This window comes from Vibrio ichthyoenteri ATCC 700023, assembly GCF_000222605.1.
In the GTDB taxonomy this organism is placed as follows: Bacteria; Pseudomonadota; Gammaproteobacteria; order Enterobacterales; family Vibrionaceae; genus Vibrio; species Vibrio ichthyoenteri.
This window is the reverse complement of record NZ_AFWF01000092.1, coordinates 69,060-84,748: the sequence shown is the minus strand read 5'-3', so window position 1 is coordinate 84,748 and position 15,689 is coordinate 69,060. Positions and strand designations below refer to the sequence as shown.

Annotated in this window: 19 protein-coding genes; 11 read left to right on the top strand and 8 right to left on the bottom strand. The window is 44.9% G+C overall.

Annotation, left to right across the window (positions count from 1 at the left end):
- Nucleotides 1-32: 32 nt before the first annotated feature.
- From iscA to ndk, 7 genes are all read left to right on the top strand, one after another.
- Nucleotides 33-356 (top strand): iron-sulfur cluster assembly protein IscA, encoded by a 324-nt coding sequence (iscA, locus tag RH85_RS08150; RefSeq protein WP_006711738.1) that lies wholly within the window; start codon nucleotides 33-35, stop codon nucleotides 354-356.
- Nucleotides 357-409: 53 nt separating this feature from the next.
- A complete protein-coding gene (hscB, locus tag RH85_RS08145; protein ID WP_006711737.1) occupies nucleotides 410-925 on the top strand; it encodes a co-chaperone HscB in 516 nt (171 codons plus the stop codon).
- Nucleotides 926-945: 20 nt separating this feature from the next.
- Nucleotides 946-2,799, top strand: a complete 1,854-nt coding sequence (gene hscA, locus RH85_RS08140; RefSeq protein WP_006711736.1) for a Fe-S protein assembly chaperone HscA — start codon at nucleotides 946-948, stop codon at nucleotides 2,797-2,799.
- An 11-nt stretch (nucleotides 2,800-2,810) separates the two neighbouring features.
- Nucleotides 2,811-3,149 carry an ISC system 2Fe-2S type ferredoxin gene (fdx, locus tag RH85_RS08135; RefSeq protein WP_006711735.1) on the top strand — a complete coding sequence of 113 codons (339 nt, stop codon included), beginning with the start codon at nucleotides 2,811-2,813 and terminating at the stop codon, nucleotides 3,147-3,149.
- Nucleotides 3,150-3,261: 112 nt separating this feature from the next.
- Nucleotides 3,262-3,456 (top strand): Fe-S cluster assembly protein IscX, encoded by a 195-nt coding sequence (gene iscX, locus RH85_RS08130; RefSeq protein WP_006711734.1) that lies wholly within the window; start codon nucleotides 3,262-3,264, stop codon nucleotides 3,454-3,456.
- Between the two features lie 196 nt (nucleotides 3,457-3,652).
- Nucleotides 3,653-4,939 carry an aminopeptidase PepB gene (pepB, locus tag RH85_RS08125; RefSeq protein ID WP_006711733.1) on the top strand — a complete coding sequence of 429 codons (1,287 nt, stop codon included), beginning with the start codon at nucleotides 3,653-3,655 and terminating at the stop codon, nucleotides 4,937-4,939.
- A gap of 68 nt (nucleotides 4,940-5,007) precedes the next feature.
- Complete coding sequence (gene ndk, locus RH85_RS08120; protein ID WP_006711732.1) at nucleotides 5,008-5,433, top strand: nucleoside-diphosphate kinase; 426 nt, start codon at nucleotides 5,008-5,010, stop codon at nucleotides 5,431-5,433.
- A gap of 63 nt (nucleotides 5,434-5,496) precedes the next feature.
- Here ndk and RH85_RS08115 read toward each other — a convergent pair whose 3' ends face one another.
- From RH85_RS08115 to RH85_RS08100, 4 genes are all read right to left on the bottom strand, one after another.
- Nucleotides 5,497-6,708: an aminotransferase class V-fold PLP-dependent enzyme gene (locus RH85_RS08115; protein WP_006711731.1), complete on the bottom strand. Its 1,212-nt coding sequence runs from the start codon at nucleotides 6,706-6,708 to the stop codon at nucleotides 5,497-5,499.
- Entirely contained in the window at nucleotides 6,708-7,307 is a 600-nt protein-coding gene (locus RH85_RS08110) for a DJ-1 family glyoxalase III (RefSeq protein WP_006711730.1), read from the bottom strand. Before RH85_RS08110 ends, RH85_RS08115 begins: the two co-directional genes overlap by 1 nt.
- A gap of 4 nt (nucleotides 7,308-7,311) precedes the next feature.
- Nucleotides 7,312-8,193: a 2-dehydropantoate 2-reductase gene (panE, locus tag RH85_RS08105; protein WP_006711729.1), complete on the bottom strand. Its 882-nt coding sequence runs from the start codon at nucleotides 8,191-8,193 to the stop codon at nucleotides 7,312-7,314.
- Between the two features lie 103 nt (nucleotides 8,194-8,296).
- Nucleotides 8,297-9,139 carry a nucleoside-specific channel-forming Tsx family protein gene (locus RH85_RS08100; RefSeq protein ID WP_006711728.1) on the bottom strand — a complete coding sequence of 281 codons (843 nt, stop codon included), beginning with the start codon at nucleotides 9,137-9,139 and terminating at the stop codon, nucleotides 8,297-8,299.
- 347 nt (nucleotides 9,140-9,486) lie between these two features.
- Between RH85_RS08100 and RH85_RS08095 the strand changes: the two genes are divergently transcribed.
- Genes RH85_RS08095 through RH85_RS08085 form a run of 3 tightly spaced genes read left to right on the top strand, consistent with a single transcriptional unit; the run spans nucleotide 9,487 to nucleotide 11,360 of the window.
- Nucleotides 9,487-10,059: an LON peptidase substrate-binding domain-containing protein gene (locus RH85_RS08095; protein ID WP_006711727.1), complete on the top strand. Its 573-nt coding sequence runs from the start codon at nucleotides 9,487-9,489 to the stop codon at nucleotides 10,057-10,059.
- Nucleotides 10,060-10,116: 57 nt separating this feature from the next.
- Nucleotides 10,117-10,701: a sigma-70 family RNA polymerase sigma factor gene (locus tag RH85_RS08090; RefSeq protein ID WP_006711726.1), complete on the top strand. Its 585-nt coding sequence runs from the start codon at nucleotides 10,117-10,119 to the stop codon at nucleotides 10,699-10,701.
- Nucleotides 10,698-11,360: a ChrR family anti-sigma-E factor gene (locus RH85_RS08085; protein ID WP_006711725.1), complete on the top strand. Its 663-nt coding sequence runs from the start codon at nucleotides 10,698-10,700 to the stop codon at nucleotides 11,358-11,360. The genes RH85_RS08090 and RH85_RS08085 overlap by 4 nt, the downstream gene beginning before the upstream one ends.
- Before the next feature lie 66 nt (nucleotides 11,361-11,426).
- Here RH85_RS08085 and RH85_RS08080 read toward each other — a convergent pair whose 3' ends face one another.
- The 4 genes from RH85_RS08080 to RH85_RS08065 form a co-directional block, all read right to left on the bottom strand.
- Nucleotides 11,427-12,803 (bottom strand): AmpG family muropeptide MFS transporter, encoded by a 1,377-nt coding sequence (locus RH85_RS08080; protein ID WP_006711724.1) that lies wholly within the window; start codon nucleotides 12,801-12,803, stop codon nucleotides 11,427-11,429.
- Between the two features lie 86 nt (nucleotides 12,804-12,889).
- On the bottom strand, nucleotides 12,890-13,435 hold the full coding sequence (locus RH85_RS08075) for a peptidylprolyl isomerase (protein WP_006711722.1): 546 nt from the start codon (nucleotides 13,433-13,435) through the stop codon (nucleotides 12,890-12,892).
- Nucleotides 13,435-14,007, bottom strand: coding sequence for a YajG family lipoprotein (locus RH85_RS08070; protein WP_006711721.1), 573 nt, complete (start codon nucleotides 14,005-14,007; stop codon nucleotides 13,435-13,437). Before RH85_RS08070 ends, RH85_RS08075 begins: the two co-directional genes overlap by 1 nt.
- A gap of 58 nt (nucleotides 14,008-14,065) precedes the next feature.
- Nucleotides 14,066-15,196 (bottom strand): methyltransferase, encoded by a 1,131-nt coding sequence (locus RH85_RS08065; RefSeq protein ID WP_006711720.1) that lies wholly within the window; start codon nucleotides 15,194-15,196, stop codon nucleotides 14,066-14,068.
- Nucleotides 15,197-15,344: 148 nt separating this feature from the next.
- On the opposite strand from RH85_RS08065, the gene RH85_RS08060 reads away from it, so the two are divergent.
- Nucleotides 15,345-15,650, top strand: coding sequence for a BolA family protein (locus RH85_RS08060; protein WP_006711719.1), 306 nt, complete (start codon nucleotides 15,345-15,347; stop codon nucleotides 15,648-15,650).
- Nucleotides 15,651-15,689 lie beyond the last annotated feature (39 nt).

Sequence of the window (15,689 nt, the reverse complement as noted above, 5' to 3'; positions counted from 1 at the left end):
TTTATTGGTAATAGAAACAATCAAGGTGCAGTATGGCCATTACATTAACAGATGCAGCAGCTAGCCGCGTAGGTGCTTTCCTAGAAAATCGTGGGAAGGGCGTGGGTTTGCGTCTCGGTGTAAAAACGACAGGTTGTTCGGGTATGGCTTATGTACTTGAGTTTGTCGACGAGTTAAATGAAGAAGATGAAGTCTTTGAACACAAAGGCGTGAAGGTAATCATTGATCCTAAAAGCCTCGCTTATCTTGATGGCACAGAGCTTGACTACGTAAAGCAGGGATTGAACGAAGGTTTTGAGTTCAATAACCCGAATGCGAAAAGTGAATGTGGCTGTGGTGAAAGCTTCAACGTTTAATGATTGATCTCCTACTTGTAAAGGTAGGAGAGATTGCCAAGGGCTAGATTTAAATGAATCACTTCGAATTATTTGGGCTACCAACTCAGTTCACTCTGGATGGTAGCCTTCTTTCTTCTCAGTTCCGAGAACTGCAAAAACGTTTTCATCCTGATAATTTTGCTACAGCTTCTGAGCGTGATCGCTTAATGGCGGTGCAGAAAGCTGCGCAAATCAACGATGCTTACCAAGTACTTAAAAAGCCCATTTCTCGTGCCGAATATTTGATTGCCCTTAATGGTATCGAATTGCACGGAGAACAGCAGACGCTGCAAGATCCGATGTTTCTTATGGAACAGATGGAATTACGCGAAGAACTGGAAGAGATCCCAAGCAGTTCCGATCCTGAAGGGGAGCTGTTTGCGTTTGATGAGAAAGTAACAAAAACGTATAAACAGCAGTTGCTCGAGATAGAACAAGAAATTAATAACGCTCAATGGACTCTCGCTGCTGATCGCGTACGCAAGCTTAAATTTATTGCCAAATTAAAACATGAAATCGAGTTAGTGGAAGATAAGCTACTCGGTTAATTTCAGAGCAAGGACTAACAATGGCGTTACTTCAAATTGCAGAACCGGGTCAGAGCTCGGCACCCCATGAACATAAATTGGCGGCCGGCATTGATCTTGGCACCACCAATTCATTGGTTTCGACTGTTCGTAGCGGCGACGCGGCGACTTTAGAAGACGAGCAAGGCCGTCGTATTCTGCCTTCTGTTGTTCACTACTCTAGTGACGAGGTTGTCGTTGGTCATGAGGCATTTGCTCATTCTGAACAGGATGCGGCCAATACCATCATCTCAGTGAAGCGTCTTATCGGTCGTTCACTGGCCGACATCAATCAGCTCTACCCAGCGTTGCCTTATCAGCTTGTTGCGAGTGACAATGGGTTACCGATCCTCCAAACGGCTGCGGGCAACAAGAACCCAATTGAAATTTCAGCCGATATTCTAAATGCACTCAAAGTGCGTGCTGAAACGACATTAGGTGGTGAGTTAGCGGGTGTTGTTATTACCGTGCCAGCTTATTTTGATGATGCTCAGCGAGCGGGTACTAAAGACGCCGCTAAATTAGCTGGCCTGCATGTTCTGCGTTTACTCAATGAACCGACAGCGGCTGCGATTGCCTATGGCTTAGATTCGGGTCAAGAGGGCGTGATCGCGGTATACGACCTTGGTGGTGGTACTTTCGATATTTCAATTCTTCGTCTGTCTAAAGGCGTATTTGAAGTGTTAGCGACGGGCGGTGATTCGGCGCTCGGTGGTGATGATTTTGATCATCTATTAGCGGAACACTTATTGAAGAAGATGGGTATCGAGAGTGTATTGTCTGCTGAGCAGAATCGTACCTTGCTTAATGTTGCCCAGAAAGTGAAACAATCTTTCTCCACACAAGATAGCGCGGACGTAAACGTTCTTGATTGGCAAGGCTCGGTAACACGTGAAGAGTTTGAAGATCTTATTCGCCCATTGGTGAAAAAGACCCTGATGTCATGCCGTCGTGCGTTGAAAGATGCTGAAGTTGAGTTAGAAGAAGTCAACCAAGTGGTTATGGTTGGTGGCTCTACTCGCACATTGCTGGTACGTGAAATGGTTGGTGAGTTCTTTGACCGAACCCCATTGACCAGCATCAACCCAGATGAAGTGGTTGCGATTGGCGCAGGTATTCAAGCGGATATCCTAGTTGGTAACAAGCCTGACTCAGAAATGTTGCTATTGGATGTTATCCCGCTTTCTCTAGGTATCGAAACCATGGGCGGTCTAGTGGAGAAAATCATTCCACGTAACACCACCATTCCGGTTGCGCGTGCACAAGAATTTACCACCTTCAAAGATGGTCAAACTGCGATGACGGTTCACACCGTGCAGGGTGAACGCGAAATGGTAGACGATTGTCGCTCACTGGCTCGTTTCTCATTGAAAGGTATTCCGCCAATGGCGGCGGGTGCAGCGCATATTCGTGTTACTTATCAAGTTGATGCTGATGGCCTATTGTCGGTAACGGCAATGGAAAAGAGCACCGGTATTCAATCTGAAATTCAAGTGAAGCCTTCTTACGGGTTAAGTGATAATGAAGTCGCGGATATGCTACGTGATTCGATGACTTTTGCTAAAGAAGACATGCAAGCTCGCGCTTTGGCTGAGCAACGTGTTGAGGCCGATCGTGTGATTGAAGGTTTGATCGCAGCGATGCAAGCTGATGGCGAAGAATTACTTACCGGCAATGAAGAGCAAGCGTTACTGAAAGTAATTGAGACCCTTATTGAACTGCGCAACGGCGATGATGCCGATGCGATTGAGTTAGGAATTAAGGCGACGGATAAAGCAAGCCAAGAGTTTGCGTCTCGTCGTATGGATAAATCGATTCGAGCTGCGTTATCAGGTCAGTCTGTCGATGATATTTAAGAGTAGAAGTTATGCCTAAAATTATCGTATTACCTCATGAAGACTTATGTCCTGAAGGTGCTGTTTTAGAAGCTCAAGCGGGCGAAACAGTATTGGATGTGGCACTAAAGAATGGTATTGGAATTGAACACGCTTGTGAGAAGTCGTGTGCATGCACAACTTGCCACGTTATTGTTCGTGAAGGTTTTGATTCATTAGAAGAAAGTGATGAACTAGAAGATGACATGCTTGATAAAGCGTGGGGCTTAGAGCCGGAATCTCGTCTTGGTTGTCAAGCTCGTGTTGCAAAAGAAGATCTTGTGGTAGAAATTCCACGTTACACTCTGAATCACGCATCAGAAGATCATTAATCTGCTCTTTGAGTTGAATTTATCGTTTATTTATCACTATTCATTTAGTGGCTTTACGATAAATTCAGCTATCTTGAACAATATCAATACTCAATTTTAAGGAAGATGACGAATGAAATGGACCGATTCACGCGATATCGCGATTGAGCTTTGTGATAAATTCCCCGACACCGATCCAAAAACAGTACGTTTTACCGATTTGCATCAATGGATTTTAGAGTTGGACGATTTTGAAGATGAACCGAACCACTCAAATGAAAAAATTCTAGAAGCAGTGATTCTGTGTTGGATGGATGAAGCGGATTAAAGCGCGATGTTATATATCGTCAAAAACTATTAAAAAAACGGGCCCTATGGCCCGTTTTTTTATCCAATTGACATTTTTGCGTGACATAATGCTAACATCGAATCTCAATACCAAAGTCCGCCTTAATACTTAATCAGGGGATTTCGGTATAGAGAAAAAGGCGTAGTCAACGCCATAATTAAGACAAGGAGAAACCATGTCTACACAGATGTCGGTATATTTAAGCCAAGCTGAAGCTGCGGCAAGTTGGGGTAACAAAGCTCTCGTTTCTTTTACTGAACAAGGGGCGACAGTGCACCTTGCTGATGGCTACGATCTTGATGCTATTCAAAGAGCGGCGCGCAAAATCGTCTCACAAGGTATCACTGATACTGCGCTCGAAGGTCAAGGTTGGGATGTCGAAGCTATTTGGGCGTTTTACCAAGGATTCCGTGAACCAAAGAAAAACACCAATGTGACTTGGCAGCCACTAGAAGCCGCTCAGCAGTTTGAGCTTGAAGCTCGCATTCAAGCGACGACATTCACTTGCGATATCATCAATAAATCAGCTGAAGAAGTGGCGCCGCGCCAACTGGCGACAATGGCGGCTGAGTTTATTAAATCCGTTGCGCCTGAAGGTACGGTGACGGTTCGCATTGTGAAAGATAAAGATCTGCTCACTGAAGGCTGGGAAGGTATTTACGCCGTAGGCCGTGGTTCAGAGCGCACATCCGCGATGCTGCAATTGGATTTCAACCCAACTGGTGATGAGAATGCGCCTGTGTATGCGTGTTTAGTAGGGAAAGGAATTACTTTTGATTCGGGGGGTTACAGCTTAAAACCTTCAAACTTTATGACGGCAATGAAATCAGATATGGGTGGTGCCGGTACGATCACTGGTGGTCTAGGCTTGGCGATTATGCGCGGCCTCAATAAGCGCGTAAAACTGATTTTATGTTGTGCGGAGAATATGATCTCAGGTCGAGCGCTCAAGCTGGGCGATATCATTACCTATAAAAATGGCAAAACAGTTGAAATCATGAATACTGATGCTGAAGGGCGTTTAGTGTTGGCTGATGGTTTGATTTATGCCAGTGAGCAAAAACCCGAGATGATCATCGATTGTGCGACTTTAACTGGCGCGGCGAAAAATGCGCTAGGTAACGATTATCATGCACTAATGAGTTTTGATGAAGCGTTGTCTCATCAGGCTCTGACTTGCGCGCGCGAAGAGAAAGAAGGCTTGTGGCCACTGCCTGTTGCAGAGTTCCATCGCTCAATGCTGCCATCAAACTTTGCTGATTTGTCGAATATCTGTAGCGGTGATTACTCACCAGGTGCGAGTACGGCAGCTGCATTCCTTTCTTATTTTGTTGAAGATTATAAAAAAGGTTGGTTGCATTTTGATTGTGCGGCGACTTACCGTAAAGCTCCGTCAGACAAGTGGGGCGCGGGTGCTACAGGTGTAGGTGTGCGCTCATTGGCTCGCATTTTGGTTCAATAAACAAATTATCAATATGAGCAGCGTTTAGACTGCACAATGAAATTAAAAGAGAAGTAGAAGGAAATCATATGGCTCTAGAAAGAACGTTTTCGATAGTAAAGCCTGACGCGGTAAAGCGTAATTTGATTGGTGAAATTTACAATCGTTTTGAAAAAGCAGGCTTAAGCGTTGTCGCGGCAAAAATGCTCCATCTTAATGATGAGCAAGCGAGTGGCTTTTATGCAGAGCATGAAGGTAAAGAATTTTTCAATGACCTCAAAGCATTCATGACGTCGGGGCCTGTGATGGTGCAAGTGCTTGAAGGTGAAGAGGCGATCACTCGTTACCGTGAGTTGATGGGTAAAACCAACCCTGAAGAAGCGGCATGTGGCACCATTCGTGCGGATTACGCATTGAGTATGCGTCATAACTCGGTACACGGCTCTGATAGCCCTGAATCTGCGGCGCGTGAAATTGCGTTCTTCTTTCCTGAGTCAGAGATTTGCCCACGCTAATCTCAATCAGCAAGAGTTAAAATGAAAAGAGCCTCAATCGAGGCTCTTTTTTTGTTGGTAGAATTACAATATATCGAGGGCTTTCTCTATTGCCGCAATAACTCGCTCTGCATCATCTTGGTCATTGTAAATGGCAAAAGAGATTCGCACAGTACCTGCAATTCCAAGTGCATCCATCAATGGATGTGCGCAATGGTGGCCCGCACGTACAGCAATACCTTGTTGGTCTAGTAAGGTAGCGATATCTTGATGATGAACGCCATCGACCACAAAAGAGAGCACCGACGCATTGGGTTGGTAGCCAATCACCTGTACATCCTCATGTTGGCTTAGCTGTTGGTAAACTTGGTTCACCAAGGCATGAATATGCGCTTCAACATCTTCTCTCGCAAATTGGCAATACCACTCAATGGCGGTTGCAAGCGCGAGGGCGCCAGCAACGTTAGGGGTGCCGGCTTCGAATTTACCGGGCAGTTGGCTGTAGGTTGTGCCAGCAAAGGAGACCTTCTCAACCATCTTGCCGCCACCGTGCCAAGGTGGCATAGCTTCGAGTAGGGCGAGCTTGCCATAAAGAACGCCAATCCCAGCAGGAGCAAATATTTTATGACCAGAAAACACCATAAAGTCGGCGTTTAACGATTGCACATTGAGAGCTTCGTGAACAATGCCTTGAGCGGCATCGAGAACCACAATAGCACCTTGCTGATGAGCAAGATCGATCATCGCTTCAATCGGTTGACGAGTGCCTGTTACATTGGTGGTATGAGCTATCGCGACAATTTTGGTTTTATCGTTTAGTGCTTGTTGAAACCGATCAAGGTCGAGTTGGCAATGCTCATTCATTGATATCTTGACTACCGTCGCGCCGGTTTGTTCAGCGACGATTTGCCAAGGTACGATATTGGCATGATGTTCCATTTCGCCAACAAGAATTTCATCGCCTACCTGTAGGGTATTACGCGCGTAGGTTTGTGCAATAAGGTTGAGTGCTTCAGTCGCTCCACGAGTCCAAATCACCTCTTTTTCGCTCGCCGCATGAATAAAATTTGCGACGCAGCGGCGAGCCGCTTCAAATTGGCTGGTGGCTTGGGCCGTCAAGCTGTGACTACCACGATGAACGTTGGCATTTTGGCTACTGTAATAGCGGCTGATGGCATCGATCACCACTTGTGGTTTTTGCGTTGTCGCTGCGCTGTCTAGATAGACGAGCGGTTGTTGATTAACGGTCTGACTTAATGCAGGAAATTGAGCGCGAATAGCGGCGATATCGAGCATTAGCTTTCACCCATTTCGTGATAGTGTAAAACGGGCATGGTGACCATTGGTTCAGCGATAGACCAAGCGTGGGCTTTACCTGATAGCTGAATCACGATTTCCATGGCAAATTCCAAGGCACTACCGGGCCCTTGGCTCGTTAGCAGGTTGTGGGTGACATCGTAAGTAACCCGCTTTACTCGCCAGTTGTGAGCTGGAATGTGATTTTGAAAGTTTGGATGACAAGTCATCAACGCTTTTGGATAAAGTTGATGATGCGCCAGTACCAGCGCTGGGGCGGCACAGATGGCTGCGACTAACTTTCCTTCGTACATTTGCTGACGGACAATCTCTACCAGTACCGTGCTATCACGGAATACTTCGCTGCCACCTACGCCACCGGGCAAAATCACAGCATCGAACTCGTCATCCGCAATATCCACTAAGCGGCAATCGGCCGTCAATATTACGCCCCGAGAGGCCTTCATCGTCAGTTGACCTGAAGAATCGGCGCTGGCCACAACCACCTCATAGCCAGCACGGACCATGATGTCGATGATGGTGATGGCTTCCATTTCCTCACTGCCAGTGGCGATCGGGACTAATACTTTTTTACTCATAGGATTACCAACTCTGCTCTATCTGTTTGATGGCATGGTACAACTGTTCATTTGCCGGTACGGCAATGGCGTGAATGCGCGCCGTTTTAATTAGATGGCCTGTTATAAAGTCTATCTCACTGGTTCTTTGGTGCTCAATATCTTGCTGCATAGAAGAGAAATTATTGGCCGTAGCTTCAATGACATTAGTGACTGTTTGGCGTAACTGCTGTGCATCGGCTTGTAAGCCTTCAGCTTGCATGACCAAAGCAACTTCAGCAGTGATGTCATTTAACTGTGCAGTGTAGCGAGCATGAGCTAATTCACCGTTACGAATTTTATGCAGTGCGGTTAATGGGTTGATGGCGCAATTGATGGCCACTTTATTCCATAATGCTTGCTCTATTTGTTGCTGCCAATGTACTTGCGGTAAGGCGTGATTTAACACCTCGACCAAAAACTCACATTGTGCCCCTTGGTGATTGACCGCCCCAATTAAGGTTTGCCCTAATCCGGTATGCAATACCTGCGTACTTGATGGGCGATATGCGCCATGGGTTGTGGTGGCCAATAGCAGTGGATTGTGCGGAAATCGCTCTTGAGTCGCTTGTGCAGTACCCATGCCATTGTGCATCAGCAGCAATATAGCATCGTTATCGATGTGGGAAGCGATGGACTCGAGCACGGATTGTACTTGCGGAGCTTTTAAAGTGACTAACACCACATCGGCTTGAGAGAGGTATTCAAGATTGCCATTAACAAACTGAGTGGCTTGGTATTCATCACGCTGGATCGCAATGTATGAGGCATCACTGCGGCTCCAAAGGCAAACCTTGTGTCCTGCTTGAGTGAGATAACTCGCCCATAAAGAGCCAATTGCACCGGGACCAACAATGGCAAAGTTCATGAAAATGACCGATTTGGATTAATGGCAAAAGGATAATGACCTCCTCAAGGAAAGCAAATAAAAAAGGCACCCGAAGGTGCCTTTATTGTCTGTTTGAGCAGAATTAGAACTTGTAAGTAACAGCAAAATAGTGGCCAACACCTGATGACTCAAATGCATCACTATCTTTAATACCATAAACATTGTCGTAGAGTTTTAGGCCATAGCCAACTGCGAATTGGTTGTTATGCCAGTAGATACCATTGAACATAGAGCCACCAGTACTTGAAGTGCTGTACTCGTCTTTCATACCAAATTGGTAGTCTAGGTAGCCTTGATAAGTAATAAATGAACCATTTTCAAAGAAGAAGAAAGGCTTGAACCAGTTGGTTGAAAATTGGTAGCCGTTCCAGTCTTTTTGCTTTATGTCGTAGTTTGCGTAAAGGTTGAATTGCATTTTGCCAAACCATGGCACCATTACGTCAGAACCCAAACCAATCATTGATTGGTAGCCTGGATTTTTCTCTGCGTAAACAGGCTGACCATTGTCATCTAGCTTATCGGTTTTAATTGAATACTTTGCACCGCCATCAATAACGGTGTAATTGGCAATGTAAAGTTCTTGTACTGGGCCAAAAGATAGGTCGGTACCTGTCAGTGCGTCCAACGAAAGACGTGGAGCAAATTTAGCGAATAAACGGTCGTTACCAGCTTTATCGCTGCTGTCATCGTCATTTAGGTTGAATACATCTACATAACCATAAAGATCAAACATACCTGAACGTCCACCAAATTCCATTTCTAAATAGGTGTGATCGGTATTGCCTGGTTTTTCATTTATGGTATGCATTAAGTTGAAATTAATGAACTTGCCATCATTTTTATGAATGTCATCAGAGTAATCAGCAGCAAAGGTTTGGCCAGAAACTGCAGCCACAACGCCAAGAGTTAATAGTTTTTTATGCATAAAAGAAGTCTCTTAGGAAAAATGTATTGTTAATTCTTTATGTGGAAGTGGTTGCACAATCTAATCTGCTTTCACTTGTTGGCTGGAATAATAGCGATCTGCTTCTTAAAAAAAAGTGCTGTTTGATGTAAAAATTCATAAAACAGGCGATCTTGATCACACTTATTGACAAAGTAATTACAAACAAAGTTAGTTTCATTAATTTGCAACTAAATTGCATGAGGTATCGATTACGCAAGCGCTTGCTTAAAACTTGCTGTTCATCAAACAACCAACAGGAAGGGTTAATGATCGAGTTTCGTTAGTGCTTCGTATGTGTTATCAAATAGATGTTGCAGGGTTTATAAATGACAGAAGTGATGCTTTTTCCACTCGGTTCAGTGGTATTGCCTGAAGGTAAGATGCGATTGAGGATCTTTGAACCGAGATATAAGCGATTGATCGCGGAAGCGAGCAAGCGTGATGGCACGTTTGGAATTTGTCTGTTTGAGCGTAGTGAAGATAATCCTAAAGGAACGCTATCGCATACGGGGTGCTTGGTGAAAATTGTCGATTTTGAAACGCTTGACGATGGTCTGCTCGGCATTACTGTTGTGGGTATTAAACGTTTTGCGATGGGACGTGTCCGAGTTGATTTCGATGGGCTACGCTTTGCTCAGGTAGATTGGTTACCCAGTTGGGATATTCATCAACTCAGTGACGAGAAACAATATCTCGCCCAGCAGTTAAAACGAGTTTACGAACGCTTTCCACAAATTAAAGCGCTCTATCAACAGTGTTATTTTGATGATGCGTCTTGGGTCACTCAGCGCTGGCTGGAGCTTCTGCCTGTGGAGTTACAACATTTTGATTTTTTGTCCGATCAAAAGGATTGCCGTGAAGCAATCAATTATTTAATGACGGCTATCGAGAAAGAGTGATCGTTTTTGGTCGCTGTGCGTAGTAACCTTAAAATCAAACACCGCAAGGAAGTTGGAATGAGTTTACCTGACACCAACGCATACACACGTGCCGACTGGACCGAGTGTATGGACAAAATAAAGCAGCGGGACAAGCGTGCCTTTGCTTTGGTGTTTAATCACTTCTCCCCCCGCCTGAAACAATTCGCTTTCAAACATATGGGCAATGAACAGGTAGCTATCGAGTTAGTGCAAGAAGCTCTTGCGACAGTCTGGCAGAAAGCCGCCCTTTTTGATGGCAGTAAGAGTTCGCTATCCACTTGGGTTTATACGATTGCCCGCAATTTGTGTTTTGATTTGTTGCGTAAGCAAAAAGGACGGGATGCGCACATTCTTGCCGATGATATTTGGCCTACGGATTATATCCCACCAGATTTGATAGAGCACTATTCCCCCGAGCATGAGCTGTTGAAAAAACAAGTGCTGAAGTTTTTGGATTTGTTACCAGAAGCTCAGAGAAAAGTGGTACAAGCTGTGTATCTAGAAGACCGACCACATCAGCAGGTTGCTGACATGTTTGATATTCCCCTCGGTACTGTGAAGTCACGGTTGAGATTGGCCGTGGAAAAATTAAGAGACTCAATTGAGGCGCAACAATTATGAGCTATCACCCTAAAATAGAGATGTTGCAGGCCTACGTTCAGGGGGCGTTGGACGAGGTCGATGGCTTTGCTCTTGCCACTCATATCGAATCATGTCCAGCATGTCAGCGCCACGTCGCGCAGTTTGAAGATCAGGCTGGCCTCGAACTTGAGCTTGCTCCTATTCGTGAGCCTATTGATCTGAGTGACTTGTTTGAGCAAATTGTTGCACTAGAACCCTGTGATGAGCCTATTCGAGTCGCACGTAAGCCGAGAGTGGTTGAAGTTAACGGCAGACGTTTTACCTTGCCCTTAACGTTGAGCCGCTTCAGCGACAATATTGGAGAGTGGCGCAGTTATGGTGGTAAGGTATTTAGTGCTCCTGTCGAGCTAGTCGCTGGTGCGCGGGTGAACTTGCTTTACATTGCTGCTGGCGTTCAAATTCCTCAACATACACACAAGGGCATGGAGTCAACGCTTGTACTGCATGGATCTTTCAGTGATGAGGATGGAGAGTATTACGCTGGAGATTATTTGCTTAAAGATGGCACGACCAAACACAGTCCCTTTACTAAGGCGGGCGAAGATTGCTTGTGCCTAACATTTTTAACTGAGCCGATGCTGTTCACTCAAGGGGTTGCCCGTATTTTCAATCGGTTTGGTAAGGGGTTGTACCCGTAGCGCCTTTGCTCCGGTTTGATGTGTTTATGTTGGAAAAACTAAGGGTCGCATTTGCGACCCTTAGTTTTATTTTTCTTGTGTTGATTCGATGTCTTGTTGATCGCGTAACCGCGCTTTATCCAGCATATCTGTAAAATAATCACGCATTGTATAAAGCATCACAAGGCTCGGAATCACCATCAGGGCAGTGATGATGAAGAACATTGACCAGTCATTGAGATAATCGACCAGTTCGCCACTAAAGGATGCTAAGGTCGTTCGGCCAAAGTTGCCTAATGAGGCCAGCAGAGCGTATTGGGTTGCTGAAAACGCCTGACCTGTAACCACGGTTAGAAATGATACAAACGCGACAGTTGAGAATGCTGAGGTAAAGTTATCCACGACCAGTGTAGCAAGGAATAAGGTTTCATTCGGTCCTACTTTGGCAATCCATGCAAACATCAGATTACTCGCCGCCATGGCGATGCCACCGATCATCAAGCCACGTACAATGCCAAACTTCACATTGACCATACTACCGATTAAGGTGAACAGCATGGTTAACCCCCAGCCGATAAGCTTAGAGTAGTAACCGATTTGCTCATTGGTAAAACCGATGTCTTTGTAAAATGCAATCGACATGCGGCCAAGAAAGGCTTCACCGATTTTGAATAAGAACACAAACAGCAATAGGGTCAGCGCAACACGAAAGCCATTGCGCTTAAAGAAATCGATAAACGGTTCAAGAACCGTCACTGTAAGCCAAGCCACCACTGGATTACCAACGACCTTGTTATGACGAGCTTCGGCCTTGGCCTGCAGAGCATCGCGTTTGGTTACTGGCTCTCCAACCAACAAGGTAAATAGCATCAGTAGGCCAACAATGACCGCCATACCATAAAATACGCCATTCCAGCCGATGCTGTCGGCGTTAATAAAGGCTAAATAACCCGGTAGCGAGTAACCAGTCCACCAACCGATAACAGCCATGGCAGACGCTTGAGGCAGCTTCTCAGACTGTGATTTCGGAAAGGTATCGATTCGATACGCATCAATCGCAATGTCTTGAGTTGATGAAGCGATCGCAATGCATAATGCCAGCATTGAGGTCATCATAAGATTTTGCGCCGGATCAACGCCAGCGATCATCAAGGTGCAGACCAACACGACGCTTTGGCATAAAAAGATCCAACTGCGGCGCTGACCGAGTGAACTTAGAAAAGGCAGTTTTACTCGATCAACTAATGGCGCCCAAAGGAAGTTAATTGCGTAGACGGCAAAGACACTACCAAAATATCCAATAGCTGTTCGTGTGAGGCCTGCATCTTTTAACCAGCCAGACATGTTGGAGCCAATCAGTACCCAAGGAAAGCCGCTCGAACAACCGAGCATAAAGACCCACAGTAAGCGTTTATCTAGGTAACTACGAATGGTGTCTGACCATGACATTGAAGCGTTAGCCATAACGAATCCTTGAAAAATCGTGATTCAATATTAGAAGCGAAGAGAGAAAAGAAAAGGCTCTCATTGAGAGTGAGAGCCTAGCTGTATTAGTCGAGAACAGTGATTTTTTTAATCACGATCGCTTCTACAGGGACATCACGATAACGGCCAACAGAGTGAGTTGGTTTTTTTGCCATTTCTTGCACAACATCGAAGCCTTGAACCACTTTGCCAAACACTGCATAGCCCGGTGGGCGAGAGTTAGCATTGAGGAAATCATTGTCTGCTAAGTTGATAAAGAATTGACGAGTCGCAGAGTTAGGATCGTTGGTGCGCGCCATGGCAATCGTTGCCACGTCATTTGGCAATCCATTGTTCGCTTCATTTTTGATCGGTGCGTAAGTTGCGGCGCGATTCATATTGGTATCAAAACCGCCACCTTGCGCCATAAAACCTGGGATCACGCGGTGAAACTGAGTGCCGACATAACTACCATCTTCAACGTATTTCAGAAAGTTGGCCACAGAAACAGGAGCTTGTTGACTATCGAGTTCGATAACCACTGAACCTAGATTGGTTTCCATCTCGACTTTCGGTCCGGCAAAAGCAAGATTGGAAACCAGCGCAAAACACGCAAGCGCGTATTTCCACATTAGAAACGCTCCTGCATGTAGCTTTGCAGTTCACGGTCATTGGCAATTTCACGCAGAGCAAGGTTAGCCACGTCATTTAAAACCAATTCGATTTCATCGTTTGATGCGCTGAGTGCACCATTACGATTAGCGGTCGCGGTGTAGACTTTTACCAGTTTACCTTTTGGCGTTTCTGCTGTTAGTTCAATAACTAACTTCGCATCCATTTCATTTTCCATGATGGAATGCTTAACAGAAACCAGCATTTCTTGTACTTGCAGTACCATAGAATTATCGCTGTTTACCGAGTTACGGAAACCTTGAGATTGGAATTGCTCTAGCAGAGCGTTCTCTAGCGTAATGCGCACATTTTGTTTTGAATGGATAGGTTCAATATTTGAACGACCACTGTCAACAAGTGCTACATATTGCGCCGAACGTACATCTTTACTGGTTAACGAGAATGTACTGCCATTAACAATGTTGCTGTTGCTCAACTCTGCACGAGGAGAAAAATTAAGCTGCTCTTGTTGAGGTGCAGAACAAGCGGTGAGTAATAATGCCATTGACGCGGCGAGAACCAATTTTCTCATTGTCATTTCCTTTTCTATTTTTTGCACAGAAGCCAAAATTTTTAACGATAATAGAGGACTACTTAGTCGCTTGTAAAATCACAAATTTTTTATTTACTGCAACCACAGAGACGTTTGACTTACCAAACAGACGTTTTAACTTCACATCGTATCCGAGGTGGCGGTTACCGATAACTAATAATTGCCCACCAGTGCTGAGAACATGGCGTGCATCACAGAACATCTGCCAAGCAATATGATCCGTCACTGCTTGTTGCTGATGGAATGGTGGGTTACATACGACAAGGTCATAGTCCGCTTCTTTCATTCCATCTAAACAGTTATTAGCGATACATTGAAAACGTTCTTCTTGGCCTACGTTGTCAATCAAGTTTTGCTCGGCTGAAGCGACAGCCATGAAACTTTCATCAACGCAGGTAATCGCCATATTCGGGTTTAATTGCGCCAGCTTGACCGATAAAACGCCATTGCCACAGCCTAAGTCAATTGTACGTTTGTGGGTGTCATCGGCGGGTAAATTTTGCAGAATAAAACGGGCTCCTTGATCTAAGCTCTCTCCTGAATACACGTTGGCTAGGTTTTTAAGCGTAATGTTGTGTTCATCAACAGACCATGTGGTAAACGCGTCTACTTCCGCTGCTTGTGCACTGTTAGCATGACAAAAAACCAAACGATGCTTTTTCCATGCTAGCGATGTCTTCGTTTCGCCAAGGTATTTTTCAAATAGCTTCAAGGTTGAAGAGTGGATATCTTTCGCTTTATTGACCGCTACCACTGCCACATTACTTGGTAGGGCATTTCGCAATTGAGTTAGTTGCCACGTTAAGTAACGGTTGTTGCGCGGGATTTGCATGATGACTAAATCTACATCTGTAGGGATAGCGTCTAAGCTGGTGGCTATTTGCACCGCATTGCACTGGTTTTCAGCGAGATTGTTTTGCGCAGCTTGCTGAGCAATAAAAGAGTCCGTCATCATGGTGACATGATGCTTGTCGGATAACCAGCAACTCAACGCACCAAAGCTGTCATTGAGCACCAAAATCTTTTGCCCATCAGCCAATCCCATCTCTTCAACATGTTGAATTAGATACTCATCACCAGCGTCCCATGCCTGCAATGTTTCATTGTTACGTTTCGGATAGCGAAAGAGAGTTAAAGTACGATCGTAAAGAGAAAGATCAGTTTTCATAAATGGAACGCTTTGTGTTTTTTGATTGAAATAAATTGTCGCAGATGCAGGGCAAAGTGAAAACTAAAACCTTTTGATTTACGTATCATAAGATTATGATGAACTAATAATAATTAGTCATTCTGTTAATAGGAAGTGGTGAAGCACTATGTTAGAAGAAGTCATTAAAACCAAACTCCACCAACAACTCTCACCTCAACACCTTGATGTCATTAATGAAAGTTACATGCACAATGTAGCGCCAGGATCAGAAAGCCATTTTAAGGTTATTGTGGTTAGCGATGAATTTGAAGGTTTACGCTTGATTGCACGTCATCGTCTTGTTAATCAAACATTGGCTGATGAGCTTGCGAACCATATTCATGCACTCGCGATCCATACTTATACCCCAACAGAATGGCGTGACTTACAACGTGCTCCAGATAGTCCAATGTGCCTTGGCGGCAGTAAGTAATTTGTAGGGCGGCGATGGCAGTTTTGTTTGTTTGAAGAT

What these genes read in the sequence shown, in the direction of transcription:
- fdx (WP_006711735.1), top strand. Translation starts at nt 2,811, where the DNA reads ATGCCTAAAATTATCGTATTACCTCATGAAGACTTATGTCCTGAAGGT.
- panE (WP_006711729.1), bottom strand. Translation starts at nt 8,193, where the DNA reads ATGAACTTTGCCATTGTTGGTCCCGGTGCAATTGGCTCTTTATGGGCG.
- pepB (WP_006711733.1), top strand. Translation starts at nt 3,653, where the DNA reads ATGTCTACACAGATGTCGGTATATTTAAGCCAAGCTGAAGCTGCGGCA.
- hscA (WP_006711736.1), top strand. Translation starts at nt 946, where the DNA reads ATGGCGTTACTTCAAATTGCAGAACCGGGTCAGAGCTCGGCACCCCAT.
- hscB (WP_006711737.1), top strand. Translation starts at nt 410, where the DNA reads ATGAATCACTTCGAATTATTTGGGCTACCAACTCAGTTCACTCTGGAT.
- iscX (WP_006711734.1), top strand. Translation starts at nt 3,262, where the DNA reads ATGAAATGGACCGATTCACGCGATATCGCGATTGAGCTTTGTGATAAA.
- RH85_RS08060 (WP_006711719.1), top strand. Translation starts at nt 15,345, where the DNA reads ATGTTAGAAGAAGTCATTAAAACCAAACTCCACCAACAACTCTCACCT.
- RH85_RS08065 (WP_006711720.1), bottom strand. Translation starts at nt 15,196, where the DNA reads ATGAAAACTGATCTTTCTCTTTACGATCGTACTTTAACTCTCTTTCGC.
- RH85_RS08075 (WP_006711722.1), bottom strand. Translation starts at nt 13,435, where the DNA reads ATGTGGAAATACGCGCTTGCGTGTTTTGCGCTGGTTTCCAATCTTGCT.
- ndk (WP_006711732.1), top strand. Translation starts at nt 5,008, where the DNA reads ATGGCTCTAGAAAGAACGTTTTCGATAGTAAAGCCTGACGCGGTAAAG.
- RH85_RS08100 (WP_006711728.1), bottom strand. Translation starts at nt 9,139, where the DNA reads ATGCATAAAAAACTATTAACTCTTGGCGTTGTGGCTGCAGTTTCTGGC.
- RH85_RS08080 (WP_006711724.1), bottom strand. Translation starts at nt 12,803, where the DNA reads ATGGCTAACGCTTCAATGTCATGGTCAGACACCATTCGTAGTTACCTA.
- RH85_RS08095 (WP_006711727.1), top strand. Translation starts at nt 9,487, where the DNA reads ATGACAGAAGTGATGCTTTTTCCACTCGGTTCAGTGGTATTGCCTGAA.
- iscA (WP_006711738.1), top strand. Translation starts at nt 33, where the DNA reads ATGGCCATTACATTAACAGATGCAGCAGCTAGCCGCGTAGGTGCTTTC.
- RH85_RS08090 (WP_006711726.1), top strand. Translation starts at nt 10,117, where the DNA reads ATGAGTTTACCTGACACCAACGCATACACACGTGCCGACTGGACCGAG.
- RH85_RS08115 (WP_006711731.1), bottom strand. Translation starts at nt 6,708, where the DNA reads ATGCTCGATATCGCCGCTATTCGCGCTCAATTTCCTGCATTAAGTCAG.
- RH85_RS08070 (WP_006711721.1), bottom strand. Translation starts at nt 14,007, where the DNA reads ATGAGAAAATTGGTTCTCGCCGCGTCAATGGCATTATTACTCACCGCT.
- RH85_RS08110 (WP_006711730.1), bottom strand. Translation starts at nt 7,307, where the DNA reads ATGAGTAAAAAAGTATTAGTCCCGATCGCCACTGGCAGTGAGGAAATG.
- RH85_RS08085 (WP_006711725.1), top strand. Translation starts at nt 10,698, where the DNA reads ATGAGCTATCACCCTAAAATAGAGATGTTGCAGGCCTACGTTCAGGGG.